The organism is Noviherbaspirillum sp. FW303-A3 (assembly GCF_058788695.1).
The window spans coordinates 2,371,157-2,396,796 of sequence record NZ_JBYTAZ010000001.1; the positions used below are offsets into that span (position 1 = coordinate 2,371,157).

Annotated in this window: 25 protein-coding genes; 10 read left to right on the top strand and 15 right to left on the bottom strand. The window is 63.2% G+C overall.

The annotated features are described in order from the left end of the window. Window positions 1–26 precede the first annotated feature (26 nt). Window positions 27–608 carry a hypoxanthine-guanine phosphoribosyltransferase gene (locus AC3WOY_RS11575; RefSeq protein ID WP_492423841.1) on the bottom strand — a complete coding sequence of 194 codons (582 nt, stop codon included), beginning with the start codon at window positions 606–608 and terminating at the stop codon, window positions 27–29. Window positions 609–859: 251 nt separating this feature from the next. On the opposite strand from AC3WOY_RS11575, the gene AC3WOY_RS11580 reads away from it, so the two are divergent. Continuing rightward, window positions 860–1,117, top strand: a complete 258-nt coding sequence (locus tag AC3WOY_RS11580; protein ID WP_492423843.1) for a hypothetical protein — start codon at window positions 860–862, stop codon at window positions 1,115–1,117. A 39-nt stretch (window positions 1,118–1,156) separates the two neighbouring features. On the opposite strand, the gene AC3WOY_RS11585 is transcribed toward AC3WOY_RS11580, so the two are convergent. From AC3WOY_RS11585 to AC3WOY_RS11615, 7 genes are all read right to left on the bottom strand, one after another. After that, window positions 1,157–2,404, bottom strand: coding sequence for a phenylacetate--CoA ligase family protein (locus tag AC3WOY_RS11585; protein WP_492423845.1), 1,248 nt, complete (start codon window positions 2,402–2,404; stop codon window positions 1,157–1,159). Window positions 2,405–2,505: 101 nt separating this feature from the next. After that, window positions 2,506–3,351 carry an ABC transporter ATP-binding protein gene (locus AC3WOY_RS11590; RefSeq protein WP_492423847.1) on the bottom strand — a complete coding sequence of 282 codons (846 nt, stop codon included), beginning with the start codon at window positions 3,349–3,351 and terminating at the stop codon, window positions 2,506–2,508. 104 nt (window positions 3,352–3,455) lie between these two features. Next, the gene (locus AC3WOY_RS11595) at window positions 3,456–4,757 is read right to left on the bottom strand and encodes an ABC transporter substrate-binding protein (RefSeq protein WP_492423849.1); all 1,302 of its coding nucleotides are present in this window, start codon (window positions 4,755–4,757) and stop codon (window positions 3,456–3,458) included. 55 nt (window positions 4,758–4,812) lie between these two features. Beyond that, window positions 4,813–5,871, bottom strand: coding sequence for a branched-chain amino acid ABC transporter permease (locus AC3WOY_RS11600; protein ID WP_492423851.1), 1,059 nt, complete (start codon window positions 5,869–5,871; stop codon window positions 4,813–4,815). Window positions 5,872–6,006: 135 nt separating this feature from the next. Further along, entirely contained in the window at window positions 6,007–6,909 is a 903-nt protein-coding gene (locus AC3WOY_RS11605) for a branched-chain amino acid ABC transporter permease (protein WP_492423853.1), read from the bottom strand. A 153-nt stretch (window positions 6,910–7,062) separates the two neighbouring features. After that, window positions 7,063–7,851, bottom strand: a complete 789-nt coding sequence (locus tag AC3WOY_RS11610; protein ID WP_492423855.1) for an ABC transporter ATP-binding protein — start codon at window positions 7,849–7,851, stop codon at window positions 7,063–7,065. A gap of 1 nt (window position 7,852) precedes the next feature. Next, window positions 7,853–9,808: an AMP-dependent synthetase/ligase gene (locus AC3WOY_RS11615; protein WP_492429273.1), complete on the bottom strand. Its 1,956-nt coding sequence runs from the start codon at window positions 9,806–9,808 to the stop codon at window positions 7,853–7,855. 218 nt (window positions 9,809–10,026) lie between these two features. On the opposite strand from AC3WOY_RS11615, the gene AC3WOY_RS11620 reads away from it, so the two are divergent. Beyond that, window positions 10,027–10,713 (top strand): Crp/Fnr family transcriptional regulator, encoded by a 687-nt coding sequence (locus tag AC3WOY_RS11620; RefSeq protein ID WP_492423857.1) that lies wholly within the window; start codon window positions 10,027–10,029, stop codon window positions 10,711–10,713. 64 nt (window positions 10,714–10,777) lie between these two features. Further along, the gene (locus tag AC3WOY_RS11625; RefSeq protein ID WP_492423859.1) at window positions 10,778–11,521 is read left to right on the top strand and encodes an MgtC/SapB family protein; all 744 of its coding nucleotides are present in this window, start codon (window positions 10,778–10,780) and stop codon (window positions 11,519–11,521) included. On the opposite strand, the gene AC3WOY_RS11630 is transcribed toward AC3WOY_RS11625, so the two are convergent. Next, window positions 11,518–12,117 (bottom strand): type 1 glutamine amidotransferase domain-containing protein, encoded by a 600-nt coding sequence (locus AC3WOY_RS11630; protein WP_492423861.1) that lies wholly within the window; start codon window positions 12,115–12,117, stop codon window positions 11,518–11,520. The two genes, AC3WOY_RS11625 and AC3WOY_RS11630, sit on opposite strands and share 4 nt — an antisense overlap. Before the next feature lie 334 nt (window positions 12,118–12,451). On the opposite strand from AC3WOY_RS11630, the gene lon reads away from it, so the two are divergent. Both lon and AC3WOY_RS11640 read left to right on the top strand, forming a co-directional pair. Then, window positions 12,452–14,785 (top strand): endopeptidase La, encoded by a 2,334-nt coding sequence (gene lon / locus AC3WOY_RS11635; protein ID WP_492429275.1) that lies wholly within the window; start codon window positions 12,452–12,454, stop codon window positions 14,783–14,785. Further along, on the top strand, window positions 14,761–15,129 hold the full coding sequence (locus AC3WOY_RS11640) for a hypothetical protein (protein WP_492423863.1): 369 nt from the start codon (window positions 14,761–14,763) through the stop codon (window positions 15,127–15,129). The genes lon and AC3WOY_RS11640 overlap by 25 nt, the downstream gene beginning before the upstream one ends. 29 nt (window positions 15,130–15,158) lie before the next feature. Here AC3WOY_RS11640 and AC3WOY_RS11645 read toward each other — a convergent pair whose 3' ends face one another. Continuing rightward, the gene (locus AC3WOY_RS11645) at window positions 15,159–15,923 is read right to left on the bottom strand and encodes a phytanoyl-CoA dioxygenase family protein (protein WP_492423865.1); all 765 of its coding nucleotides are present in this window, start codon (window positions 15,921–15,923) and stop codon (window positions 15,159–15,161) included. Window positions 15,924–16,050: 127 nt separating this feature from the next. On the opposite strand from AC3WOY_RS11645, the gene AC3WOY_RS11650 reads away from it, so the two are divergent. Further along, the gene (locus AC3WOY_RS11650) at window positions 16,051–16,737 is read left to right on the top strand and encodes a FecR family protein (protein ID WP_492423867.1); all 687 of its coding nucleotides are present in this window, start codon (window positions 16,051–16,053) and stop codon (window positions 16,735–16,737) included. Window positions 16,738–16,739: 2 nt separating this feature from the next. Here AC3WOY_RS11650 and AC3WOY_RS11655 read toward each other — a convergent pair whose 3' ends face one another. Together AC3WOY_RS11655 and AC3WOY_RS11660 are read right to left on the bottom strand one after the other, a co-directional pair. Continuing rightward, window positions 16,740–17,837: a DUF748 domain-containing protein gene (locus AC3WOY_RS11655; protein ID WP_492423869.1), complete on the bottom strand. Its 1,098-nt coding sequence runs from the start codon at window positions 17,835–17,837 to the stop codon at window positions 16,740–16,742. After that, the gene (locus AC3WOY_RS11660; RefSeq protein WP_492423871.1) at window positions 17,834–18,835 is read right to left on the bottom strand and encodes a GlxA family transcriptional regulator; all 1,002 of its coding nucleotides are present in this window, start codon (window positions 18,833–18,835) and stop codon (window positions 17,834–17,836) included. Before AC3WOY_RS11660 ends, AC3WOY_RS11655 begins: the two co-directional genes overlap by 4 nt. A gap of 92 nt (window positions 18,836–18,927) precedes the next feature. Between AC3WOY_RS11660 and AC3WOY_RS11665 the strand changes: the two genes are divergently transcribed. Next, on the top strand, window positions 18,928–19,365 hold the full coding sequence (locus AC3WOY_RS11665) for an MAPEG family protein (protein WP_492423873.1): 438 nt from the start codon (window positions 18,928–18,930) through the stop codon (window positions 19,363–19,365). Between the two features lie 11 nt (window positions 19,366–19,376). Continuing rightward, window positions 19,377–19,766, top strand: a complete 390-nt coding sequence (locus AC3WOY_RS11670) for a phosphopantetheine adenylyltransferase (RefSeq protein WP_492423875.1) — start codon at window positions 19,377–19,379, stop codon at window positions 19,764–19,766. Here AC3WOY_RS11670 and AC3WOY_RS11675 read toward each other — a convergent pair. Next, window positions 19,756–21,030 (bottom strand): amidohydrolase family protein, encoded by a 1,275-nt coding sequence (locus AC3WOY_RS11675; protein ID WP_492423877.1) that lies wholly within the window; start codon window positions 21,028–21,030, stop codon window positions 19,756–19,758. The two genes, AC3WOY_RS11670 and AC3WOY_RS11675, sit on opposite strands and share 11 nt — an antisense overlap. Before the next feature lie 5 nt (window positions 21,031–21,035). Further along, window positions 21,036–21,371, bottom strand: a complete 336-nt coding sequence (locus AC3WOY_RS11680) for a cupin domain-containing protein (RefSeq protein ID WP_492423879.1) — start codon at window positions 21,369–21,371, stop codon at window positions 21,036–21,038. 254 nt (window positions 21,372–21,625) lie between these two features. On the opposite strand from AC3WOY_RS11680, the gene AC3WOY_RS11685 reads away from it, so the two are divergent. Next, a complete protein-coding gene (locus tag AC3WOY_RS11685) occupies window positions 21,626–22,750 on the top strand; it encodes a branched-chain amino acid ABC transporter substrate-binding protein (protein WP_492423881.1) in 1,125 nt (374 codons plus the stop codon). A gap of 43 nt (window positions 22,751–22,793) precedes the next feature. Here the strand turns inward: AC3WOY_RS11685 and AC3WOY_RS11690 are convergent, their stop codons facing one another. Continuing rightward, complete coding sequence (locus tag AC3WOY_RS11690; RefSeq protein WP_492423883.1) at window positions 22,794–24,287, bottom strand: sensor domain-containing diguanylate cyclase; 1,494 nt, start codon at window positions 24,285–24,287, stop codon at window positions 22,794–22,796. A gap of 207 nt (window positions 24,288–24,494) precedes the next feature. Between AC3WOY_RS11690 and AC3WOY_RS11695 the strand changes: the two genes are divergently transcribed. After that, entirely contained in the window at window positions 24,495–25,631 is a 1,137-nt protein-coding gene (locus AC3WOY_RS11695; RefSeq protein ID WP_492423885.1) for a sensor histidine kinase, read from the top strand. Window positions 25,632–25,640 lie beyond the last annotated feature (9 nt).

Sequence of the window (25,640 nt, forward strand, 5' to 3'; positions counted from 1 at the left end):
GGCCGCCCGGATCCCTCTGACGGCGCTTATCCTCCGGTCTTGATTGCCCAGATCGCCGGCAGGTTGCGCCAGTAGCCGTACGCATCCATCCCGTATCCCACCACAAACTTGTTGGGCAGGGTGAGACCGATGTAATCCGCCCGGCACGGCTTGGACTTCCCGATATCCTTGTCCGCGAACACGGCGAGGACGACCTCCTTCGCCCCCATCTGCAGCAGCCGCTCCTTCACATGCGCGAGCGTCTCGCCCTCATCGAGGATATCGTCCAGCACGATCACGGTGCGTCCTTCCACGTTCGAGCGCGGAATCACCTTCCACTCGATGGTGCCGCCCTGGTCCTTGCTGCCATACCGGGTCACATGCATGTAATCGAACTCGAGCGGAAAGGTCAGCCGGGTCAGCAGCTGGCCACAGAACACGACCGCGCCGCCCATCACGCCCAGCACCAGCGGAAACGCCTCGCTGTCGTCCTTGTCGAAGCGTTCGTTGAGCTGCTGCGCCACCTTGTCCACCGCCTTCTGCACGGCATCGGCATCGAAAATCAGTTCGGCTTCCTTCATGAGCGCGTGCGCTTTGTCGCGGTGGAATTCGGAATCGATGTACGTCATGGTGCTGGCCTCGATGAAGGGTTGAAACAGTAGGGAGATGCCATGCATCATCCTAACGCAAAGCGCGCAATGATATGTCGTGCAATACGCTCCCGCAAGTCGTGAAAACACGCACAGTGTCGTTTCCCGGCACAGCAATGCCCCCGGTCAAGGAACCTTGCTTTTCTCTTGTCAAAACTGCATGCGAAAAAGGGAATCTTTCCTTGCGCCTGCGTTCGAACACATATTGCCTGACATTATCGGGAGCTGTCATGAAAACCACCTTGAAGCAAGATCAGGTCAGCACAAAGGGGCCGGGAAGCGGACACCTGACGCCGCGGCTGCCGCACGAACGCGACGAGTCGGATGACAACCTGGGGAGCGTAGTGCGCGACGATATGCGGCAGGCCTACAAGGATCTGCAGGAAGGGCAGGTCGATACCGACCTGCGCAATATTGGCGGCGTGGATGAAGTGGTCAACGACCGTCCGGGCAAGTCCCCGGACAAGGTCGTCAAGAAGCCGTTCTGAACATGCGCCGGCATCTGCCGGCGCATACCTTCGAACGGCTTATTCGTACTTGCGGGCGTCTTCGATGACCTTGCCGTCGTTCGGGAGCGAGCCCCGGCCGACGAGCTTCACTTCGCCGCGCAGCTTCGTCACATCGCGGATCGATTCGACGATCGCTTCGACCGCCACCGCCGCCGGTTCGTCCACCTCACAGTGCAGTGTCATTACGTCATTCGCCATCTCGCCGGTGACGACGAGGCGAGCCTTCGCGATCTGCGGATAACGCTTCACCACATCCGCCACCTGCGACGGATGCACGAACATCGCGCGCACCTTCGTGGTCTGGTCGGCGCGTCCCATCCAGCCCTTGATGCGGGTATTGGTGCGGCCGCAGGGCGACACGCCGGACATCACCGCCGACATGTCGCCGGTGCCGAAGCGGATCAGCGGATAGTCGGGGTTGAAGGAGGTGATCACCACTTCGCCCACCTCGCCTTCGGCGACCGGATCGCCGGTGCCGGGACGGACGATTTCGAGGATCAGGTCTTCGTCCAGGATCATGCCCGGATTGACCTGGCCGCCGGTCTGCGTTTCATAGGCAATGTTGCCGATATCGGCCGAACCGTACATCTGCAGCACGTTCGGCACGCCGTTGTCCTGCAGCCACTTGCGCAGCGAGGGCGGCAACGCTTCCGCACCGACTACGGCACGCTGCACGCTACTGATGTCGGCGCCCATCTCGCGCGCCTTCTCGATGATGATCTTGAGGAAGGACGGCGTACCGATGTAGGCGTCCGGCTTCAGTTCCGCCATGGCCTGCACCTGCATTTCGGTCTGGCCGATGCCGGCCGGGATCACCGGGCAGCCAAGCCTTGCCGCGCCGCCTTCCGCCATGAAGGCGGCGGGCGTGAAGTGGTACGAAAAACAATTCTGGATGATATGGCCCTTGCGCAGGCCGACCGCCGCCATCGGGCGGGCGAAACGCCACCAATCCTGGCCTGTGCCTTCCGGATCGAAAATCGGGCCGGGCGACATGAACAGGTGACGCAACTGGCGCGCCGGCGTGGTCGTCAATCCGCCGAAGGGGGCATCTTTGTGCTGCAGGTCTTTCAGGTCAGATTTGCGCGTGACCGGCAATTGTGCGAGAGCGGCGCGCGACGAGATGCCGGAGGCATTGACGCCCTTCAGGATACGCGCCCAGCCTGGCGCCGCCTGCGCGCGGGCAACGAGTTCTGGCAGACGTGCCATCAAGTCACGTTCGCGCTGTGCGGGGTCACGGGTTTCCAGGGAGTCGAGGTGGTCGGTCATGATCGGCTTAGGGGTGTTATTGGCTTGGTAGGGTGCGCCCCGCGCACCGTTGCGGCTGCAATCGAGACATCGGGTGCAGGGCGCACCCGACGGGTCGGTGTTTACGCCAGCCAGCGTTTGCGGCGGCGGTAGAACTTCATGTCGCGGAAGCTCTTGCGTCCCGCGCCCGACACGCCGAGATAGAATTCCTTCACATCCTCGTTCGATGCCAGGTCGGATGCAGCGCCTTCCATCACGACGCGGCCGTTCTCCAGGATGTAGCCGAAGTCCGCATAGCGCAGCGCGACCATGGTGTTCTGCTCGGCGACGAGGAAGGACACGTTTTCCTTGTGGTTGAGATCCTTCACGATCTCGAAAATCTCTTCCACGATCTGCGGTGCCAGGCCCATCGACGGTTCGTCCAGCAGGATCATCGACGGCTTGGCCATCAGCGAGCGGCCGATCGCGCACATCTGCTGTTCGCCGCCGGAGGTATAGCCGGCCTGCGACATGCGGCGCTGCTTCAGACGCGGGAAATAGTGGTACACCATCTCCAGCTGGTCCTTCAGCTCGGCGCGCGAAATCTTGCGGGTGTAGGCGCCGGTCAGCAGGTTTTCCTCGATGGTGAGGTGTCCGAAGCAATGACGGCCTTCCATCACCTGCGACAGGCCGCGCTTGACGAGTTCGTTGGGCGTAAGCTGGTCCACGCGCTCGCCCTTGAATTCCACGCTGCCCTTGGTGACGTCGCCCCGCTCGCCGCGCAGCAGCGTCGAGATCGACTTCATGGTGGTCGACTTGCCGGCGCCGTTCGCGCCCAGCAGCGCCACGATCTTGCCCTGGGGGACCTGCAGCGAAACGCCCTTCAACACCAGGATCACGTGGTCGTAGATCACTTCGATGTTGTTGACGGAGAGGTAAGGCTGGCCATTGGCCGCGGGGACGGCCTGCGCTACGGTTTGCGTTGTCATGGTGTCTCTTCTTGAAACGGATTACATCAGCCTGGCTCCCTTCTCCCGCCTGCGGGAGAAGGGAGCCATGGCTTGGCCAAATGCAGGTAACGTTCCCTGGCCGTTCAGCTTGCGCAGGCCGGAGTGATCTTCTTCTCCGCGGCGTACTTGCCCGAGGATTCCTCGATCAGCTTCTTGGTCAGTGCCTTGTCGCCGGTGACCCAGTTCGGAGTGATCGGCACCCACTTGCTGCCGTTCCACTGTTGCACCTTGACGGCGCCCGAACCTTCGTGGTCTTCACAGGAAGTCTTGACCGGCGGGAACATGCCGAGCACGCCAAGCGCCTTCTGGCGGGCTTCGTCGACGTTCAGGTTCTCCATGCCCCAGCGGATCTGCTCGCCGTTCATGACCTTGCCCTTGCCGAACTTTTCCTGCGCCTTGCGGATCGCTTCGGTCCACAGGATCGCGGCGGTCACGCCACGCATGTGGTACACGGAACCGACGCGGGACTTGTCGTCGAGGTTGCCCTTGCCGGCGTCATAGACCTTCTTGCGGATCTCGTCGAGGACCGGGTAGTTGCCCGGGGTGTTGAAGGTCATCGTGGTGTAACCCTTGGCGGCGTCGCCTGCCGGGATCACGTCCTCTTCCGAACCAGCCCACCACACGCCGAGGATCTTCTCGCGCGGGAAGCCGTTACGCTGCGCGGTCTTGATGGCCACGGCGTTCATCACGCCCCAGCCCCACAGGATCACGTAGTCCGGCTTGGCCTGGCGGATCTGCAGCCACTGCGACTGCTGCTCGTTGCCCGGATGTGCGACGGGGATCTTGATCAGTTCGAAGCCGTACTGCGCAGCCTGCGCGTCGAGAACCGGGATCGGTTCCTTGCCGAAGGCGGAGTCGTGGTACAGGTGGACGATCTTCTTGCCCTTGAGCTTGTCCAGGCCGCCTTCCTTGCTGCCCAGGTAAGCGGTCATTGCGGCCGCCTGGTTCCAGTAGCTGGTGATCAGCGGGAAGACATACGGGAAGACCTTGCCGTTGGCGGCGTCGGAGCGGCCGTAGCCGAGGGTCGTCATCGGGATCTTGTCGTTGGCGACGCGGTCCAGGATGCCGTAGGCGATGCCGGTGGACAGCGGCTCAACGAGGGCGGCGCCGCCGTTCTTCGACTTCAGGCGCTCATAGCACTCGACGCCGCGGGATGCGTTGTATTCGGTTTCGCACTCTTCCCACTTGATCTTCACGCCGTTGATGCCGCCGTTGGCGTTGACCAGGTTGAAGTAATCGATCGATCCGCCGAAGAAGCCGGATCCGCCTGCGGCGTAAGGGCCGACGCGATAGGACAGGATGGGAATGTATTGTTCCTGGGCGGCGGCGACGCCGACCGTGCCAGCCAGCGCTGCGCCGAGCAGGACTGTTTTGATCAACTTCATGTGCTCCTCCTAAGGTAGGACAGTTGTAACAACTAGTTGTATTGGACTGCTTGCATCAATGCGGGAATGGCCATAACCGCAGTTTTTCCTTCGCGATCTGCCACAGGCGGGCCAGGCCGTGGGGCTCGACGATCAGGAAGAAAATAATGAGGGCGCCGAACACCATCAGTTCGAGGTTCGACGCAACCGAAGTGGGGAGCCCGAAAGTGTGGGCGATGATGTTCAGCACGATCGGCAGCAGCACGATGAAGGCCGCGCCGAAGAAGGAACCGATGATGGTGCCCACGCCGCCGATGATGATCATGAACAGGATGCGGAAGGACAGGTCCAGGCTGTAGGCTTCCGGCTCCACGGTGCCGAGGTAGGCGTACGCATACAGCGCGCCGGCGACGCCGCAGTAGAACGAGCTCACCGCGAACGCGAGCAGCTTGGTGCGCATCAGGCGGAAACCGATCACCTCGGCCGCCACGTCCATGTCGCGCACCGCCATCCACGAGCGGCCGACGTTGCTTCGCACCATGTTTTTCACCATCAGCGCCATCACGCAGACAATCGACAGCGTCAGCAGGTACTTGCTGGCCGGGGTGTTGAACTCATAGCCGAGGATAGTGATCTGCTGCGCGGTGATCACGCCGGACGAGCTGTAGTTGGTGAACCAGCCGATCTTGGTCAGGCACCAGACGACGAAGAACTGGGTCGCCAGCGTTGCGGCGGCCAGGTAGAAGCCGCGGATGCGCAGCGAGGGCAGGCCGAAGGCGACGCCGACCATCGCGGCGCACAGGCCGCCGAGGATGAAGGCGACCAGGATCGGGATGCCGGGGATGCGCAGCACGAAGTTGTACGAGGCAAAAGCGCCGACCGCCATGAAGGCCGCGGTACCGAGCGAGAGCTGGCCTGCGTAACCGGTCAGGATGTTCAGTCCGAGCGCGGCGAGCGAGAAGATCAGGAAAGGGATCAGGATCGCCGAGAACGTATAAGGCGATGCAAACATCGGCACGATGACGAAGGCGATCGCCAGCAGCGCATAGATGCCGATGCGGTCCTGCCTGATCGGGAAGATCTGGTTGTCGGCCTGGTAGGTGGGTTTGAATTGACCTGCTTCGCGGTAGAACATATGTACCCTCTGTTTTCTCTGATGTTCTCCTCCCCCTTCAAGGGGGAGGCCGGGTGGGAGATGGGTTTCAGTAGCGCATAAAGAAGAAACCCATCCCCACCCCAACCCTCCCCTTGAAGGAGAGGGCTTCCGGTATCAAATCCTTCGAATAATCTTCTCGCCAAACAGCCCTTCCGGCCGCACCAGCAGGAACAGCAGCGCCAGCACATACGGGAACCAGCCCTCGATGCCGCCGCCCACCATCGGGCCGATGTACACCTCGGCCAGCTTCTCCGACGCGCCGATGATCAGGCCGCCGAGGATCGCGCCGGGCACCGAGGTGAAGCCGCCGAGGATCAGCACCGGCAGCGCCTTCAGCGCCACGAAGGTCAGCGCGAACTGCACACCGTTGCGTGCCCCCCACAGCAGGCCGGCAACCAGCGCCACGAAACCGGCGACCGCCCACACGATGCCCCAGATCTGCTGCAGCGGAATGCCGACTGCGAGAGCGGCCTGGTGGTCATCCGCCACGGCGCGCAGTGCGCGGCCGATCTTGGTCTTCGAGAAGAACAGCGCGAGGCCTGTCACGAGCACCGCGCAGATGCCGGCGGCGGTCACGTCGAACTGCGAAATCGAGATGTTGTAGTTCTCGAGCAGGAACATGATCGGCACGTCTTCGATGCCGATGTCGAGGCGGCGCACTTGCGAGCCCCAGATCAGTTGCGCCAGGCCCTCGATGAAGAAGGTCAGGCCGATGGTGGCCATGAACAGCGTGATCTCATGCTGCGCGACCAGCGGGCGAAGCACGATGCGTTCGGTGGCAAGACCGAGCAGCACCATCGCACCCATGGTCAGCGGAATCGCAACCCACAGCGGCACGCCGAACTTGTCGATCAGGCCGACGCAGGTGAGCGCGGCGAAGAACACCATCGCGCCCTGCGCAAAGTTGAAGACGCCGGAGGCCTTGTAGATCAGCACGAAGCCGAGCGCCACCAGCGCGTACATGACGCCCGCGAGCAGGCCGCCGATCAAAACTTCGAAGAAGAAACTGAGTTCCATGTGTTGTCCCTGTTCTATTCCTTGTCCAGCCCCCTCTCCCGCGGGCGGGAGAGGGTTGGGGTGAGGGGGCTTGCAAGTGAGATTGCGGTTCCCGGTCTTGGCTGTCGCCCTCACCCCCGGCCCCTCTCCCGCCTACGGGAGAGGGGAGGAGTTTCAGTGCGCCACGCCCAAGTAAGCGTTGATCACATCCTGATTGCTCCGCACCTCATCCGGCGAGCCATCCCCGATCTTCTTGCCGTAATCCAGCACGACGACACGGTCGGAGATGTCCATCACCACGCCCATGTCATGCTCGATCAGCACGATGGTGGTGCCGAACTGGTCGTTGACGTCGAGGATGAAGCGGCACATGTCCTGCTTCTCTTCCACGTTCATGCCGGCCATCGGTTCGTCCAGCAGCAGGATTTCCGGTTCGGCGGCGAGGGCGCGGCCGAGTTCGACGCGCTTTTGCAAACCATAAGGCAGGCGGCTGACAGGCGTCTTGCGGATGTGCTGGATTTCGAGGAAGTCGATGATTTCCTCGACCTTCTTGCGGTGCGCGATCTCTTCCTTCTGCGCCGGGCCCCAGTAGAGCGCCTGCAGCAGGAAGTTGGTCTGCATCTTCAGGTTGCGGCCGGTCATGATGTTGTCGAGGACCGACATGCCCTTGAACAGCGCGATGTTCTGGAAGGTGCGCGCGATGCCGCTCTTGGCGGCGGCGTAGGTATCCATGTCCTTGCGGTGCTGGCCGCGATAGACGATCTCGCCCTGCTGCGGACGATACACGCCGTTGATCACGTTGAGCATCGAGCTCTTGCCGGCGCCGTTAGGGCCGATGATGGCGCGGATTTCATGCTCGCGCACATCGAAGGAAATGTCGGTCAGCGCCTTGACGCCGCCAAAGGACAGCGAGATGTTCTGGAGATCCAGGATCACATCGCCGATTTTGCGATTCTCGTTCATGTCAGGCGGCCTTCTTCAGTGCGTCATAGGTCTTCACATCCACGATGCGCAGGTCGGCGGACACCATGCCCTTGCGGCCGTCCTCGAACTTCACCTGCGTCTCGATGTATTGCGACATCTTTCCGGCGTACAGGGCATCGATCAGCACCTTGTACTTGTCGGCCACGAAGCGGCGGCGCACCTTGCGGGTACGGGTCAGCTCGTCGTCGTCCGGATCGAGTTCCTTGTGCAGCACCAGGAAGCGGTGGATCTGCGTGCCCGACATCATGGCCTCGGTGGCGAGGTCGGCGTTGACCTTCTCCACGCATTCGGCGACCAGTTCGTAGGTCTCGCGCTTGCCGGCCAGGTCGGTGTACCCGGCGTACGGAATGCCGCGGCGTTCCGCCCAGTTGCCGACGGCTTCCATGTCGATGTTGATGAACGCGCACACCATGTCGCGCTGGTCGCCGAAAGCGACCGCTTCCTTGATGAAGGGGAAGAACTTGAGCTTGTTCTCGATGTAATTCGGCGCGAACATCTCGCCGCTGTTCATCTTGCCCACGTCGGCGGCACGGTCGATGATCTTCAGGTGGCCTTCCTCGTCGAAGATGCCGGCATCGCCGGTGTGGAAGTAGCCGTTGCTGTCGATGACCTCGGCGGTCGCGTCGGGACGCTTGTAGTATTCCTTGAGCATCGCCGCAGACTTCACCAGCACCTCGCCGTTGTCGGCCAGCTTGACCTCGACGCCCGGCGCCGGCAGGCCGACGCTGTCGAACTTGATGTTGCCGTCGGGTTGCAGGCAGACATAGGCGCAGGTTTCAGTCGAACCGTAGAGCTGCTTGAGGTTGACGCCGATGGAGCGGTAGAAGCGGAACAGGTCGGGACCGATCGCCGCGCCTGCGGTGTACGCGACACGCACGCGCGACAGGCCGAGCACGTTCTTCAGCGGACCGTACACGAAGAGGTTGCCGAGCGCATAGCTGATGCGGTCCATCATGCCGACCGGTTTGCGGTCGAGGATGTCGGAACCGACGCGGCGCGCGACTTCCATGTAGTGATGGAACATCTTGCGCTTGATGGCGCTCGCGTCTTCCATGCGGATCATCACGGTGGTCAGCATGTTTTCGAACACGCGCGGCGGAGCAAAGTAATACGTCGGGCCGATCTCGCGCAGGTCGGTCAACACGGTGTCGCCGGATTCCGGGCAGTTCACGGTGAAGCCGGCCACCATCTGCTGCGCAAAGGAGAACAGGTGGTCGCCCACCCAGGCCATCGGCAGGTAGGACAGGATGTCGTCGTCGGCACTGAGCTTGTCGAAGCCGACGCCGCCCTCGGCGGCAGCCATGAAGGAACCGTGCGTCTGGCACACGCCCTTGGGCTTGCCGGTGGTGCCCGACGTATACAGCATGACGGCGGTGTCGTCCGGCTTGCCGGCATTGACCTCGTTCATGAAGAAATCCGGGTTCGCCCGGTCGAACGCGCGGCCGAGCTCCTGCACCTTTTCGAAGGAAGCGAGTTCGCTCTGCTTGTAGTGACGCATGCCGCGCGGATCATCGTAGATGATGTGCGAGATGCGGCTCAGGTTCTGCTTGATCTCGAACAGCTTGTCGACCTGCTCCTGGTCTTCGACCACGGCAAAATCGATTTCAGCGTCGTCGAGCACGTAGGCCATGTCGGCCGCCGGCGCGTCCTGGTACAGGGGCACGGCAACGCCGCCGAGGCACTGCGCGGCCGCCATCGACCAGTACAGCCGCGGACGGTTGTCGCCGATGATCGCGAGGTTCATGCCGCGCTTGAAGCCCATGGCGGCGAGACCGCAGGCGAGCGCGCGCACTTCGTCGGCGACTTGTTTCCAGTTCCAGGTTTGCCAGATGCCGAGGTCCTTCTCGCGGAAGGCAGGCTTTTCGGGGCGCTGTTGCGCGTGCTGCAGGAGCAGTCGGGGGAACGTGCGTCCGCCCGGTTTTGTCGTCTCTACCATCATCCCACTCTCTTTAACAGGTCTAACCGTCTTGAAGGGATCGGAGCGCCTGCGTGGGCGTGCAAGCCATCGTGCCTTGGGGTATCCCCGGCACTGATATCGGCTTACAATGTCTCCGTTATTGTTCGTGTCAGGATACTAGACAGTTGGATTCTCGTGCGCTGTCATCTGACTGACAATCCCCTTATAAATATAAAATTTCGTTGGTGCGCCGCACAATGACGTCCGAGAAGAGCGATTTCAAAGAGGTACTGCGCCAGACCATCTGGGCGAAAGGCCTGACACCGGAACAGCTGGCGCGCGTCGAAGCCGACACCGTCGAACAGTTCGTGCCGAAAGGCGGATATGTCTGCCGCAAAGGCGAGATGGTGGATGCCTGGATCGGCGTGATCGATGGCCTCGTCAAAATGAACAACCTGTCCCCCGAAGGAAAGTCGGTGACCTTCACCGGCGTGCCGAAGGGCGGCTGGTTCGGCGAAGGTACGCTGCTCAAGCAGGAAAGCCGCAAGTACGACGTGGTGGCCTTGCGCGACAGCCGCATTGCCCGCATGCCGGCCAAGACCTTCATGTGGCTGCTGGATAATAGCCTGCCGTTTACGCGCTTCCTATTGATGCAGCTCAACGAAAGACTGGGCCAGTTCATCGGCATGGTGGAGTTCGACCGCCTGCTCGACGTCGACACGCGCGTGGCACGCTGCCTGGCCGCACTCTTCCATTCCCATCTCTATCCCGGCACCGATTCCTTGCTGCAGATCTCGCAGGAGGAGATCGGCTACCTGTCCGGCGCATCCCGCCAGCGCGCGAACCAGGCGCTGCAGGTGCTGGAAAAGGAAGGCTTGCTCAAGGTGGATTATGGCGGCATCCAGATCCTGGACCTCGACGGCCTGAGGCGTTTCCGCGCGTGAAGCGGACTATGCCCGCGGCCGTCTCCATCGACGGGATCAATCGAACACGAAGGATGATGTGACTATGCTTACGCAGGAAGCGCTACGCGCGTTCTGGACCGGGCCGGTACTGGAGAGCAACGTGATCGTGTTCCTCACGTTGTCGGGCGCCCTGCTGCTCGGGTTCCTTGTCGGCTACGAACGCTTCTACCACGGCCGTGCGGCCGGCATGCGCACCTACGGCCTGGTCTGCATGGCCTCGGCCGCGCTGACCGTCATCGCCGGCTATCCGCACGAATGGTACGGCGGCCAGGTTGCCATCGGCCTCGGCGCGGACCCGACCCGCATCATCCAGGGCATCGTCACCGGCATCGGCTTCCTCGGTGCCGGCGTGATCATGAAGGAAGGTTTCAACATCAGCGGCCTGACCACCGCGGCGTCGATCTGGGCCGCATCGGTGACCGGCATCCTGGTCGGCGTCGGTTTTTACCTGGCGGCGATCCTGCTCGCGGTGCTGTCCGCCGTGTGCATGGTGTCGGTGCCCAAAGTGTCGAGCCGCCTTCCTTCGCGGCAGGCAATCGCCATCTCGCTCTGCTTCGGACGCGGCCAGGCGCCGGACGAAGCCATGATCCGCGAACGGATGTTGAAGAACGGCTATGAAGTCGCCGGCGGCTCCATCGTGATCGGGATGCGCGACGGCAAGATGGAATGGCAGTTCGTCGCGGTCGCGCTGAACAAGGCCAGCGGCGCGCGCATCAGCACACTCTCCCGCGAGCTGGCTGCGGTCGACGGCATCGACAGCTTCCAGCTCTCCCACGCGCGCAACTAGCTCGATGGACCGGCGCTGGCGGGCTCCGCCTGCGCGCCCGGGCTGGCATTCATGCGCCAGGAAAACACTTCGACCAGCTTCTCGTTGAATGCGGGAATGTCGTCCGGCTTGCGGCTGGTCACCAGACTGCCGTCCACCACCACTTCCTCGTCGACCCAGTTGCCGCCGGCATTGCGGATGTCTTCCTGCAGCGATGGCCAGCTGGTCAGCGTGCGCCCCTGGACCAGGCCTGCCGAGGCCAGCAGCCATGAACCGTGGCAGATCGCGGCGATCGGCTTTCCTTCCTCATCGATGCGCTGCAGGAAGCGTTGCGCTGCCTCGATGCCGCGGATGCGGCCGCCGTTCTCCTTGCCGCCCGGCAGGAGGACGGCATCGAAGTCCATCGGATCGACCTCATCGAAAGTGGCATCGACATTGAAGTCGTCTCCCGGCTGGTCGTGGTGCACGCCTTTCACTTTTCCGCGGGCGTTCGAAATGATCTTGATGATGGCGCCATGCTGTTCGAGCGCACTGCGCGGCTCGGTGAATTCGACCTGCTCGAAGCCGTCGGTGAGAAGGACGGCCACATGCAGGCCGGGCAGGGTCTGGTTGTCCATGAGTTTCCTTTCCTTGTTTGCGGCGTTGTTGCGATGCCAAGTTCGACTTGGTCCGGATGCGTTAAGTTCTGCCGCCTTTTTCCCGTGGACATGTCCGTCCGCTTCCGGCAGCGCATGAGGAACGGTAATACCGGCGCTCCTGTCCAATGCCTGAAAAAACGGCAATGCCAGCGAACGCGAGCCCGATTCCTCATGAAATGAGTTTCAAGAAAGCCGCACCATGAAAACAGAACAGGCCCCGGCCCGCGATCTTGCAGCCGGCGGCGATGGCGATAGCGCCTTCAAGGCATTCAAGGCCGCGGCCCCGGTATGGCCCGACCTCCCGGCCGATGTCATGCCGCTGGTCCCCTTGCGCTATCTCGTCCTGTTCCCCGGGATGATCGCGCCGATCAGCCTCGGCCGCGCCTGCTCGGTCGCCGCCGCGCAGGAAGCCGTGCGCAGCGGCCGCCCGGTCGGCTTGCTGCTGCAGCACGACTCGGAGGTGGAAATGCCGGAACCGGAACAACTTCACCGTACCGGCACGGTAGCAACAGTCCTGCGTTACATCAGCGGCCAGGATGGCGCGAACTACCTCGTCTGCCAGGGCGAGCACCGCTTCCGCATCCGCGAGTTCGTCGCCGGTTTTCCCTTCCACGCGGCGCGGGTGCAGGAGATCGAAGACAGCGAGGAGCAATCCCCCGGCATCCAGGCGCGCTTCCTCCAGCTGAAGGAGAAAGCAGCCGAGGTGATCGATTTGCTGCCGCAGGCGCCCGCGGAACTGGCCAGCGCCGCCGACAATATTGCTTCCGCGTCCACCCTTGCGGATTTCATCGCCGGCCTGATTGACCTGCCGCTGCTGCAGAAGCAGGATCTGATCGAGACCATCGACCTCCAGCAACGCATCGACAAGGTGCTCGGCCACCTGGTGCGCCGCATTGAAGTGCTGCGGCTGTCGCAGGAGATCAACGAACAGACCCGCGAGCGCATCGACGACCGCCAGCGCGAATTCCTGTTGCGCGAGCAGATCAAGACCATCCAGCACGAACTGGGCGAAGCCGACGACGGCAACAGCGACGTGCGCGACATCGAAGAAGCGATCGCCCGCTCCGGCATGCCGGAAGAGGTGGAGGCGCATGTGCGCAAGGAATTGCAGCGCCTCGCACGCATGCCGGAAGCCTCGGCCGAATACGGGATGCAGTGCACCTACCTCGAATGGATGAGCGAGCTGCCCTGGGCCACGATGACCGAGGAGCGCATCGACATCGCTGCTGCACGCCGTATCCTGGACGAGGACCATTTCAGCCTGCGCAAGGCCAAGCGCCGCATCCTCGAATACCTTGCCGTGCGCAAGCTGAACCCGGACGGCAAGAGCCCCATCCTCTGCTTCGTCGGCCCGCCCGGCGTCGGCAAGACATCGCTCGGGCAAAGCATCGCGCGCGCCACCGGCCGCAAGTTCGTGCGCGTGAGCCTGGGCGGCGTGCACGACGAAGCCGAAATCCGCGGCCACCGCCGCACCTACGTCGGCGCAATGCCCGGCAACATCATCCAGGCCATCCGCAAGGCGGGCACGCGCAATTGCGTGATGATGCTCGACGAAATGGACAAACTCAGCACCGGCCTGCACGGCGATCCGTCTGCCGCCCTGCTGGAAGTGCTGGATCCGGAGCAGAACGGGACTTTTCGCGATAACTACCTCGGCCAGTCTTTCGACTTGTCGAAGGTGATGTTCATCGGCACCGCCAACGTGCTCGACACCATTCCCGCCGCGCTGCAGGACCGCATGGAAGTCCTGCACATCCCCGGTTATACGGAAGAAGAAAAACTGGAGATCGCGCGCCGCTTCCTGATCGCACGGCAACTGGCGGCCGACGGGCTTTCCGCCGCGCAGTGCGAACTGGGCGAGGGCGCATTGCAGGCGGTCATCCGCGGCTACACCCGTGAAGCGGGCGTGCGCAACCTCGAGCGCGAGATCGGCAACGTGTTCCGCCATGCCGCGATGCGGATCGCAGAGGGCTGCACGCAGCAAGTCCGCGTCGGTGAAAGCGATCTCGCCGACATCCTTGGCCCGAAGAAATTCGAAAGCGAGATCGCCCTGCGCACCAGCCTGCCCGGCGTCGCCACCGGCCTGGCATGGACGCCGTCAGGCGGCGACATCCTGTTCATCGAGGCAAGTCGGACGCCGGGCAACGGCAAGCTGATTCTCACCGGACAACTCGGCGACGTCATGAAGGAAAGCGCGCAAGCGGCGCTGACGCTGGTCAAGGCCCATTGCGCCGAACTCTGCGTTAATGCAGATGTCTTCGACAGGAATGACATCCACGTGCATGTGCCGGCGGGTGGCATGCCCAAGGACGGGCCCAGCGCCGGCGTGGCAATGTATGTCGCGCTGACCTCGCTGGTGCGCGGCAAGCCGGTGCGCAACGATTGCGCAATGACCGGCGAAATCAGCCTGCGCGGCATGGTGCTGCCGGTGGGCGGCGTCAAGGAAAAAGTCCTCGCGGCACTGCGGGCCGGTATCGAGGTCGTGATGCTTCCCGGACGCAACCGCAAGGAACTCGACGAAATTCCGGAGGAGGCGCGCAGGGCGCTGCGATTCGTATGGCTGGACACGGTCGACGACGCACTGCGCGAAGCCGTCGGCAACATGATCATCGGAGGTGAGGAATGGGCACGGAACTCGACAAGCTAAGGCAGGGGGAAAAGGATGCGCTTGCGCCACGGGAAAGCGGCAGCCTTGCCGATCCGCTTCACATCGCCTCGCCGTGGTCGCCACCGAAAGGATTCTTCACCTTCCGCTACTCCTCCACCGAAATTTTTTCCGACGGCGGCAACCTGCATGTGCGCCGGCGCGAGACGCGGTATGAGGACGGCCGGCTGAAATCGGAGGAATGTGAAGGCACGATCGACCGGCAGGCGTACAACCAGGCGATAAGCGAAGCGCAAGGGTTCTTCCTGAACCAGGTGGCGAATTTCACGCGCCTGCTGTTCGCGCCGCTGCTTTCCTCGTCCAGGAACCGACGTCACGACGAATAGCGCAGCCGGATTTCCTTCGGCGTCATGGCCTAACCGAGAAAGATATCGCCAGCCGCCGCCGAGCGCGATCCCTCGACAGGCTGGTTGCTCTGTCCGCGATAGGCGAACACGACGGAATGCTTCACTTGCCCGGTCGCATTCCGCCCCGCGGCATGGAACAGGCCGCTGTGGAAGAACACCACATCGCCCTGCTGAAGCTCCAGCACCTGCCCCTGTGCAAACAAGGCCTGGTTTTCCGGCACATCGGGACGCAGGAAATCGAGGTCGTCCAGCTGGTGGCGTCCGACTGGCAGCCGGTGCGAACCGGGGATGACATGCAGGGCGCCGTTTTCCTCGCTCTCTACGCCCAGCGCCAGCCAGACGGCGATCAGGTCATTGCGCGCGAACGACCAGTAGCGGATGTCACGGTGCCACCCGGTCGCGGTGCCGAAATCGGGATGCTTTGTCATTACGCAATTGTGGTGCGCGAGCGTCAGGCACACCGGCTCCGCGAGCAATTGCCGCAACCACGTCACAATGCGCACGTCCTCTGCCCAGGCGCGGAAGCAGGCGTCGCGCTGGTGGGCACTGCGCAGGCGCCGTACGGTCCTGCCGCCCGGAGCGTCCAGCGAGTCCGGCGCGCCGGCATAGCCCACTTCGGCCTCATACTCGACAGGAGCCACTTCACGCTGCAGATGGGCGCGGACGACCTCCAGCATGGCGTCGCAGGCGGAGGCCTGGGCAAGCTTCCTGAACACGAGGAAGCCGTCGTGCCTGAACTGGCCGATCTGGTCGGGAGTGAGCGGTGAAGTCATTGCAGCGTCTACTTGTCCAAAGGACTATACCTTAGCGCATTCCGGGCAAAAATTGCCTCTTCTCTTTAGCCGATGAACCGATAGAATGTTCGGACCCACATTAAACAATAAAGCGGGGAGGAGAACGATGGACAGGAACCAGGCAAGGACGGCGCGGCGGTCAGCACTGCGCCGGCTGGCCGTCGCAGGTGCGCTCGGCATCGGCGGCATGGCGGGCTTGATGCGCGCCGCGCTGGCGGCCAAGCATACCGGCATGCAAAGCGGCATCCGCAGCATCAAGGGGACAGTCACGGTCGACGGACAGCCCGCGGCCATCGGACAGGAGATCAAGCCAGGCCAGACTGTCGTGACCGGCCCGGAGAGCGAGGCCGTGTTCGTGATCGGCAAGGATGCCTTCCTGCAGCAGGAGAACAGCGAGTTCGGCACCACGCAGGCAACGGGTGTGGTGGTGCTGCGCTATATCACGGGCAAGGTGCTCAGTGTCTTCGGCAAGGGACGCAAGCGTCTCGAAACGCCCACCGCCACCATCGGCATACGCGGCACCGGCTGCTTCATCAGCGCCAGCCCGGACAACACGTATTTCTGCCTCTGCTACGGCCTGGCCGTGGTCACACCCAAAGACAGGCCGCAGGCGCGGCGCTGGGTGCGCACCAAGCACCACGAGTCGCCCTACAACATCGGCAGCGGGAATAAAGGCCCGGCCATCCGCCGTGCCAAGGACGTCGTCGATCACACCGACGAACAACTGGTGATGCTGGAAGAACTGGTCGGCCGGGTGCCGCCGTTTGTCGGCAAGGGCTACAGATCCTACTAGTTTTACCTGCCGAACAGTTTCTTGACCACGCCGCCGATCCCTTCGGCGGCGGTGCCGACGCCCTTCGTCAGGCCTTCGATGCTGATGCCCAGGGTTTCGGCAACGGCCGCGCCGACGCGCAGCGCAAAGCTTTCATTCAGCGAAAACTTCGGATCGTCCAGGTTGCCGTCGAGCGTGAAATTGATGCTGATCTGGCCCTTGCGGTTTTTCAGCGCCGCAACGACGGCCTGGCGCGGCACACCCATGAAGGTATTGAAGGCGCCGGACGCGGGCGCCAGTTCGAGATTGCTCAGCGTGACCGTGCCCGGCGCATGCAAGTGGTTCTTGCGCACCGTCGATTTCAGGCGCAGGTCGAGCGTGCCCTTGCGCACGCCCGTCTCGGATGCCTTGATCAGGTAAGGCTGCAGCGCGACCAGGTCCACGCCCTGCAGCTTGGTGGCGATCTCCGAGTTGCGCGTGGCGAGTTCCGCCCAACCGGTGATCGACAGCTTGCCATTGCGCTGCACACCCTTGACCTGGCCGTCGATCTGGATGGCAGTGCGGCTCGAAAGACTGGGGATGCGCAGGTCATCGACGCGCGCGTGCAATTGTTCCAGCCGGGTCATGTGCGCAGGTTGCCGCACCGTCGCATCGAAGAATTCCAGCGCGCCGTTGCGCAGTTCGATGGTGCCGATGCTCACTTCCGGCGGCGCGGACTGCCCGCCCTCGCCGGGCTTTTTCTCCAGCAGGCTGGGCAGCAGCCTCACCTTGCCGTCGCGTCCGCGCACGGCGGATACGTAGGCCTTGTCCACGAGGATGGACGGGACGTGGATGCGCGACGAGAACAGGCCCAGCAGATCGGGACGCACCACCACACGCTCGGCGCGCAGCGTGTCGGGCGACGGCCAGCCCTTGGGCGCGGCGATGCGGATGTCGCGGATTTCGATGGATGACACGCCGACCACGATCTCGCCGACTTCGCTTTCCGGGCCGAGCGCCTGCTGCACCTGCTCCTTCAGCGCACGGGTGGCATATTGCAATCCGGCGACGGCCGCGATGACCAGCACGCCGGCGACGACGATGGCGGCGACAAGGATGCGCTTCGCACGTCCCGGCTTCATTGGCGCAATCCGAACCGGCTGCGGTACTCGCGCGGCGTCACTTGCGCCCAGCGCTTGAATACCTTGCTGAAAGTCGATACATCCTCATAACCGCAACGGCCGGTGATGTCTTCCAGCGACAGGCGGGTGGATTCCAGCAAGGCCTTGGCCCGCTCCACGCGCAATTGCTGCGCATACTGGATCGGGCTCATGCCGACCGATTCCTGGAAGCGCCGCAGCAGGGTGCGCTGGCTGGTGTTGCAGTACTCCGCCAGTTCCGCCGTCGACCATGCGCGGTCGAGCCGCTGGTTGAGCCAGCGCCGCGCGCGTTCGATCACCGCATGGCCGTCGTCCTGGATCATGGCGGTGGCGATGTACGGCGCCTGGCTGTAACGGTTGGCATCCATGGCAAGCACCTTCGCCGCATTCTGCCGCAATTCCTCGCCGGCAAAATGGCCGACCAGCCACAGCGCGAGGTCGATATAGGAGGTCACGCCGCCCGAGGAGACGTGGTTGCCGTCCTGCACCACGAGCTGTTCCGCATCGAGCGATACCTGCGGGTAGCGCTTGCGGAAGTAGGCGCTCAGCCACCAGCTTGTCGTCGCGCGGCGGCCGTCGAGCAGTCCCGCCTCGGCCACCAGGCAGGTGCTTGAACAACTGGAGATGACCGGCTTGCCGGTACGCGAAAAGCGGCGCAGCACTTCCTGCTCCGGCCCAAGCTTCTCGAGCATGGGTGTAATGTCGAAAGGGCCCTGGTGATCGATGCCGGGAAGCATCAGGGCATCCAGTTTCTTCAGATCCAGGGGCTGGGGATGGAAGGTGAGACCGCCGATGTCGAGCGTCGTTTCCTCGCGGGCGCTGCACCACTGCGCGTCGAAATGCACGCGCTGCGCGGCCGGCCGCAAACCCGCCAGCGTGTTGGCGATGCGGAACACGTCGAATGGCATCACCGCCCCGCCGCGCAGGCAGCCGGCGTAGACCAGCATGCCGATGCGGACTGTTTTGGCCTGTCGTGTCATATGGCGGATTTAACCATAACAATGTCGGTTTCGACAATGGTGGCGCCGGGCAAGACGCCTGACAATGGCCGCACCCAACCAACGAGGATGCCATGACCGATTACCCTGCCTTTCCCGCTTTTGCCCTGGCGCTGGTTGCGCTGTTCCTGAAGGTCACGCTGACCAGCATGTTGCAAGTAGGCAGCCGCTTTCGCAGCCGCATGTTCACCGTCCCCGAAGATGCGGCCCTGCTCGGCATCCCGGCACGTCCGGAGGAATCCAGCTTCGTGCGCCGTTGCGCCAGCGTCTGGCGCAACGATGTCGAAAACCTGCCGCTGTTTCTTGCGCTGGCGCTGGCCTATGTGCTGGCCGGTGCCCCGCTCGGTGCGGCGCAAGCATTGTTCGGTGCGTATGTTGTGATCCGGTACGCGCATACGGCGGTCTACCTGGCCGGCCTTCAGCCCTGGCGCATGGTGGCCTACCTGCTTGGCATGGCCGTGTGCTGGATCATTGCGGCGCGCGTCGCCATGCTGGCCTTCGCCGGAATGTGAAGGAGGAGGATATGAACAAAGCCATCGCGGTTCTGCTTGGCGTGGCGGGCGTGATCCACCTGCTCCCGCTCTCCGGCTTGCTCGGGGCGGAACGGCTCGTGTCGCTGTACGGACTGCCGTTCGACGATGCGAACCTGCAGATCATGATGCGTCACCGCGCGCTGCTGTTCGGCCTGCTCGGCGCGTTCCTGCTGCTGGCAGTGTTCAGGATGGAGTACCGCGTGCTTGCCATCGGCGCCGGTCTTGCCAGTGCCGTGTCCTTCCTGTGGCTGGCCTGGTCGACCGGGGGCTACAACGCGGCGGTCGGAAGAGTGGTCGCAGCGGACGTGCTGGCCATCGCTTGCCTGGCCGCCGCTCTTGTCCTGCACCTGCTGTCGCCGCGTGCGGCAGTCACCGCCTGAGCCGGAAGTCGACCTGCGCCGGACGTCCCGGCAAGTCCAGCCGCGCATGCGCGGACGGCGCCTGGCTGACGATGCGTCCGCGCCGCACCACATACCGCCGTGCAGCACGCAGGCGGATCGCTTCGATCGTGCTGCCGGCATCCAGCACCACGAGGTCGGCATGGCAGCCGGGTTGCAGTCCGTAGCCTTCCAGACCGAGGATGCGCGCCGGCGTCTGCGTGACCGCCATGAAACAGGCGTGCATCGCTTCCTGCCCCGTCATCTGCGCGACGTGCAGGCCCATGTGCGCGACCTCGAGCATGTCGCCTGAGCCGAGGCTGTACCACGGGTCCATCACGCAGTCGTGGCCGAAGGCGACGTCGATGCCGGCGGCAAGCAGTTCCGGCACGCGCGTCATGCCGCGCCGCTTCGGATAGGTATCGTGCCGCCCCTGCAGCGTGATGTTGATCAGCGGATTGGCGATGGCGGCGACGCCCGCTTCGCGCATCAGCGGCAGCAGCTTGCTCACGTAGTAGTTGTCCATGGAATGCATGGACGTCAGGTGCGAACCGGCCACGCGGCCATGCAAGCCGAGGCGGTGCGCATGGTAAGCCAGCGTTTCGATGTGGCGGGACAGCGGATCGTCGGATTCGTCGCAATGCATGTCCACGCGCAGGCCCTTGTCCGCGGCAAATTCGCACAGCAGCCGCACGGACTCCGCACCGTCGGCCATCGTGCGTTCGAAATGCGGAATGCCGCCGACGACATCGACGCCCATCGCAATCGCACGCTTCAGGTTGTCGAAGGCGTTGGGGCTGCGCAGCACGCCGTCCTGCGGAAAGGCGACGAGCTGCAGGTCGAGGTAGGGTGCGACCTGCTTTTTCACATGCAGCAATGCTTCGACGGCAAGCAGGCGGTCGTCGCAGACGTCGACATGCGTGCGCACCGCGAGCAGCCCGCGCGCGACGGCCCAGTCGCAGTAGTGCAGCGCGCGTTCGACCAGCGCCTCCTGCGTCAGCTGCGGCTTCAGTTCGCCCCACAGTGCAATTCCTTCGAGCAGGGTGCCCGACTGGTTGACGCGCGGCAGGCCGTAGCTGAGCGTGGCGTCCATGTGGAAGTGGGCATCGACGAAGGGCGGCGTCACCAGGTCGCCGCCCGCATCGATTTCCTGCGCGCCTTGCGCTGGCAGTTTCGCGCCGACCGCCGCAATGCGGCCCTGTTCGATCGCGATGTCGATGCCTTGCCTGCCGTCGGGCAGCGTTGCATTCCGTATCACCAGATCCATCTGCCTTATTCCCCCGATTCCAGGTAAAAGACGGCCAGCCAGACCGTCTCGATATCCTCGCGCGTCCATTCCACGCGATGGCGCTCGTGCGCTTCTATGTTGACATAGTCGCCGGCAGCGAGATGCACGACGCGGTCGTCCTTCTCGAAACGCAACCTTGCCTCGCCGCGCACCACCATCACCCATTCGTTTTCCGGCTGGTCGTACCAGTAGTCCGGCGGCGATGCATGGCCCTTCGACACGATCCGTTCGACGCGCGCGCCTTCGCCCACGGCAAGAAGCTGGAAGAGTTCTTCCGGGAGCTGCGTCGGTATCTGTCCAAACAAATTGCCGGTTTTCATCCTGCCCCTCCATGCGTGGCGATGCTTGTCTGTCTGACCACAATCGACTCTCAGCCAAATTTAATTCGAATTCAATCTTCCGTGAGCAATAAATCGCTCAAAACGCCGGGTTTCCGTAAAAAGAACGCAAGATAATTTTGCACGAACTTCCCCATAATCCACAGCCGTGAAGTAACCAGTTCACATTAGGAGGGCGCGGCCCCGACACAATCGGGGCCTGTGCCAAATGGAGAGTCATTTAATTGGGAACCTGCATGCAACTCAACAAGATTATCGGCGCACTCGCCCTGATGGGCCTGGCCAGCGCCGCAGCAGCACAAGAAACCGTCGTCAAGATCGGTCACAGCGGCCCCCTGTCCGGCTCGCAAGCCTTCTCGGGCAAGGACAATGAAAACGGCGTGCGCCTCGCCATCGAGGAACTGAATGCCAAGCCGATCACCGTCGGCGGCAAGAAGGTCAAGTTCGAACTGATGTCCGAAGACGACCAGGCCGATCCGAAGGCCGGCGTCGGCGCAGCGCAGAAGCTGATCGACAGCGGCGTGAAATTCATCGTCGGTCCGTACAACTCCGGCGTCACCATCCCCGCATCGCGCGTGTACAACGACGGCGGCGCACTGGTCGCGACCGTGGCGTCCAACCCGAAGATCACCGAGCAGGGCTACAAGGGCCTGTTCCGCGTGAACGCCAGCGATACCCAGCTCGGCTCCAAGATGGCGCTGTACGCCGCCAATGAGCTGAAGGTGAAGAACGTCGCCGTGATCGACGACCGCACCGCCTACGGCCAGGGCGTCGCCGAAGAATTCAAGAAGCAGGCCAAGATCTCCGGCCTGAACCTGGTCGGCCATGAGTTCACCAACGACAAGGCCGCGGACTTCACCGCCATCCTGACCAACCTGAAGTCCAAGAAGGTCGATGCGGTCTTCCTCGGCGGCTATGCCCCGCAGGGCGGCCCGATGGCCCGCCAGATGAAGCAGCTCGGCATCAACGCCAAGCTGCTGGGCGGCGACACCATCTGCGCGCCGGAAATGGGCAAGCTGGGCGGCGACGCCGTCGGCGAGAACGTGCTGTGCGCACAGGGCGGCGCGATCCTCGACAAGGCCGCTTCCGGTCCGGCATTCAAGGACAAGTACAAGAAGCGCTACAACCAAGATCCGGACGTCTACGCCGCTTCGTTCTATGACGGCATGATGATGTTCGCCGAAGCGATGAAGAAGGCCAACTCGGTGGAAGCCGCCAAGGTCGGCGCGGAAATCGCCAAGGGCTCCTACAAGGGCGTCGCAGGCACCTACGCCTTCGACGACAAGGGCAACATGAAGTCGTCCCCGGTGACCGTGTTCACCTTCAAGGGCGGCCAGCCGGTTCCCCTGACCAGCTACTAAGCAGCACCCGCACCTGCCCTCTCCCGCCCGGGAGGGGGCATTCTTACGACGCCTCCTCCACTGCACTTCCTTCCATTCCGCCCGTCCGGGCAACCTGCAACCTGTTCCTTCCGTTCGCCTTCGCCTTGTAGAGTGCTTCGTCCGCACGCTGCAGGAAGCGCATTGCCGTCTCGCCGGCCTCATGCTGCGCAACGCCGAGGCTGATCGTGATCCGACCGTCCGGAACAGCGGGCGAGAAGTCGTGACGTTCGACCGAATGCCGCAGTTTTTCCGCCACCGCGACCGCCTGCTCCAGCGTGCACTCCTTGAGCAGCACAACGAATTCCTCGCCGCTCCAGCGCGTGATGACGTCGCTCTCGCGCAGCATGGCGCGGGAGATGCGCGCGATCGTGCGCAACGCCTCGTCGCCGGCCGCGTGGCCGCAGGACTCGTTCACCTGCTTGAAGAGATCGATATCGAACAGGATGCAGGAGTACGGATGCGTCCCGCGTTCGGCCTCGAGCATGGCCTGGCGGAACACGATGTCGAACGCCTGCCGGTTCAGCAGCCCGGTCAGCATGTCGGTGCCTGCCATCTGCTCCAGCCGCTTGTCGTAGCGTTGGACGGTGGCCAAGGCCAGTGCGAGGGCCAGCAGGGTGACGACGGCGCCGATGGCCAGCGTCAGCATGAATGCGTTCCACACCGGCTCCACGTCGTCCGCCGCGTCCTGTTCCACGATGAGATGCCAGCCCAGTTCGGGCATGAAGCGCGCGCTGGCAAACATGTGCGCCCCCTCGTGCCGGTAGTCGAGCAGCACGGGCTTGCCGTCCCGCGGCAGGAGCCGGTCCGCGATCTCACCGATCCCCGGCACTTGGTCGATGGCCCGGCTGGCGCTGGGTGGCGTGCTGCCGGCAAGGACGATCTTGCGCTGGCCGTCCACCAGATAGATGCGCCTTCCGCCATGCTTCTCGTGGTTGTCGAACAGCGCCGCCAGTCCGTCCATGCGCATCGCGACACCGGCAATGCCAAGGAAATGGCCGTTGCGGCCGGTCATGCGGTGATTGATGACGATCGTCATGGCGTTGCCGTTCGCGCGGTTGATATCGATCTCGGCCAGGAAGGGCTGCGTCAAGTCGCGTGTGCGGTACATCCAGGTGTCGCCGGCATTGCCTTCCTGCTCGATCCTGGAGACGCCTTGCGGTGTGTAGTAGCCGCGCGTGCGCTCGGAAACAAGGAAGACGTCGACGGCGCCATATTCCCTCCTGATGCCATCAAGATAGCGCACGATGGCGTCTGTATCGTCCTCCCCCCTGGCCATCCAGTCGCGCACGAAGCTGTCGCTGGCCATCGTCGATGCAATCAGGGCCGGGCGGGTGATTTTGGCGCGGATTCCGGCGTCGATGACCTCGCTGGCCAGTGGCAGGGCCTGCTCGGCAATGCCGCGCTGCACGGCCTCGCGCGACACCAGGTAGGCTGCGATGCAGGTTGCCAGAAAACCCGCGGTCAGGAGCAGGCCGATCCAGGCCAGGACACGATATTTTTCAGGGAATAGCCGCATGAATCTCCTGCAGTGGACGCGCAGGTATGCGCGAGGGATGCGTTCAAGTATGCGATATGAATGTCCGATCGTGCAACAGACGGGATACACCCTTTAATCAGGGGGCAATCAATGAGGCAGTGCAGCAAAATCTGAGGCATCATTCGGGATTCAAGGCAAGGAAAGGAGCCTTTCCCGACTCGGACGGGTTCCAAGCATGGAGGCATTGTGACCGACCTGATCGAGAAATGGTTTTCCACCGAGGGATTCATGCCCCACGGGCACTGCTATCTGTGGACGCCGGAACTGCTGTGGTCCTACGTAATATCCGATGCAGCCATCGGACTGGCCTATTATTCGATCCCGCTTGCCCTGGTCATCCTCGTCCGCAAACGCCGCGACCTCCGGTTCAACTGGATCTTCCTCATGTTTTCGGCGTTCATCTTCGCCTGCGGCACCACGCACTTCATCGCGATCTGGACCATCTGGCATCCTGCCTACTGGCTCGACGCCTCTGCCAGAATAGTGACCGCCTTCATCTCCGCGTTGACCGCCGTCATGCTGTGGAAGATCATGCCGCAAGTGCTGCGCGTGCCGTCTGTCCTGCAAATGCGTGCAGCCATCGATCAGCTCGAGCATGAAATCCAGGAACGCAGGAAGGCGGAAGAGGCGCTGCGCCAGTCGCAGGCGACGCTGCGCGAACTGGCTGCCTACCAGGAGCGCGTGCGCGAGGACGAACGCAAGCGCATCGCGCGCGAGATCCACGATGAACTTGGCCAGAACCTGCTGGCGCTGCGGCTCGACGTCTCGGCCCTGCATGCACGCACAGGCAAACGCCACCCGCGGCTGCAGGAGCGAGCGGAGACTGCGCTGGAGTACATCGACACCACAATGAAATCGATCCGCGCCATCATGAACAACCTGCGTCCTTCGGTGCTGGACCTCGGCCTGCCGGCGGCCATCGAGTGGCAGGTCGCGCAGTTCGAGCGCCGCAACAACCTCATCTGCGAGCTCGTCATGCACGACGAAGGCCGGCTGGTGCCGGAAACGCAGGCAACCGCCGTCTTCCGCATCCTGCAGGAATCGCTCAACAATATCAGCCGCCATGCGCGCGCCACCTTTGTCCGCGTCGAAGTGCGCATCGGCATGCGGCAACTGGAAATAGTGATCAGTGACGACGGCATCGGCATGCATCCCGGCGAGCAGCGCAAGACGCATCGCTTCGGCCTGATCGGCATGGAGGAACGCGTCACCATGCTCGGCGGGACACTGCGTATCGACAGCACCCCCGGCAAGGGCACCGTGCTGCGCGTCTCCATCCCCCTGGCGACGGAGGAAACGGACGCCGCATCGCTGCAAACCTGACGATGCCTT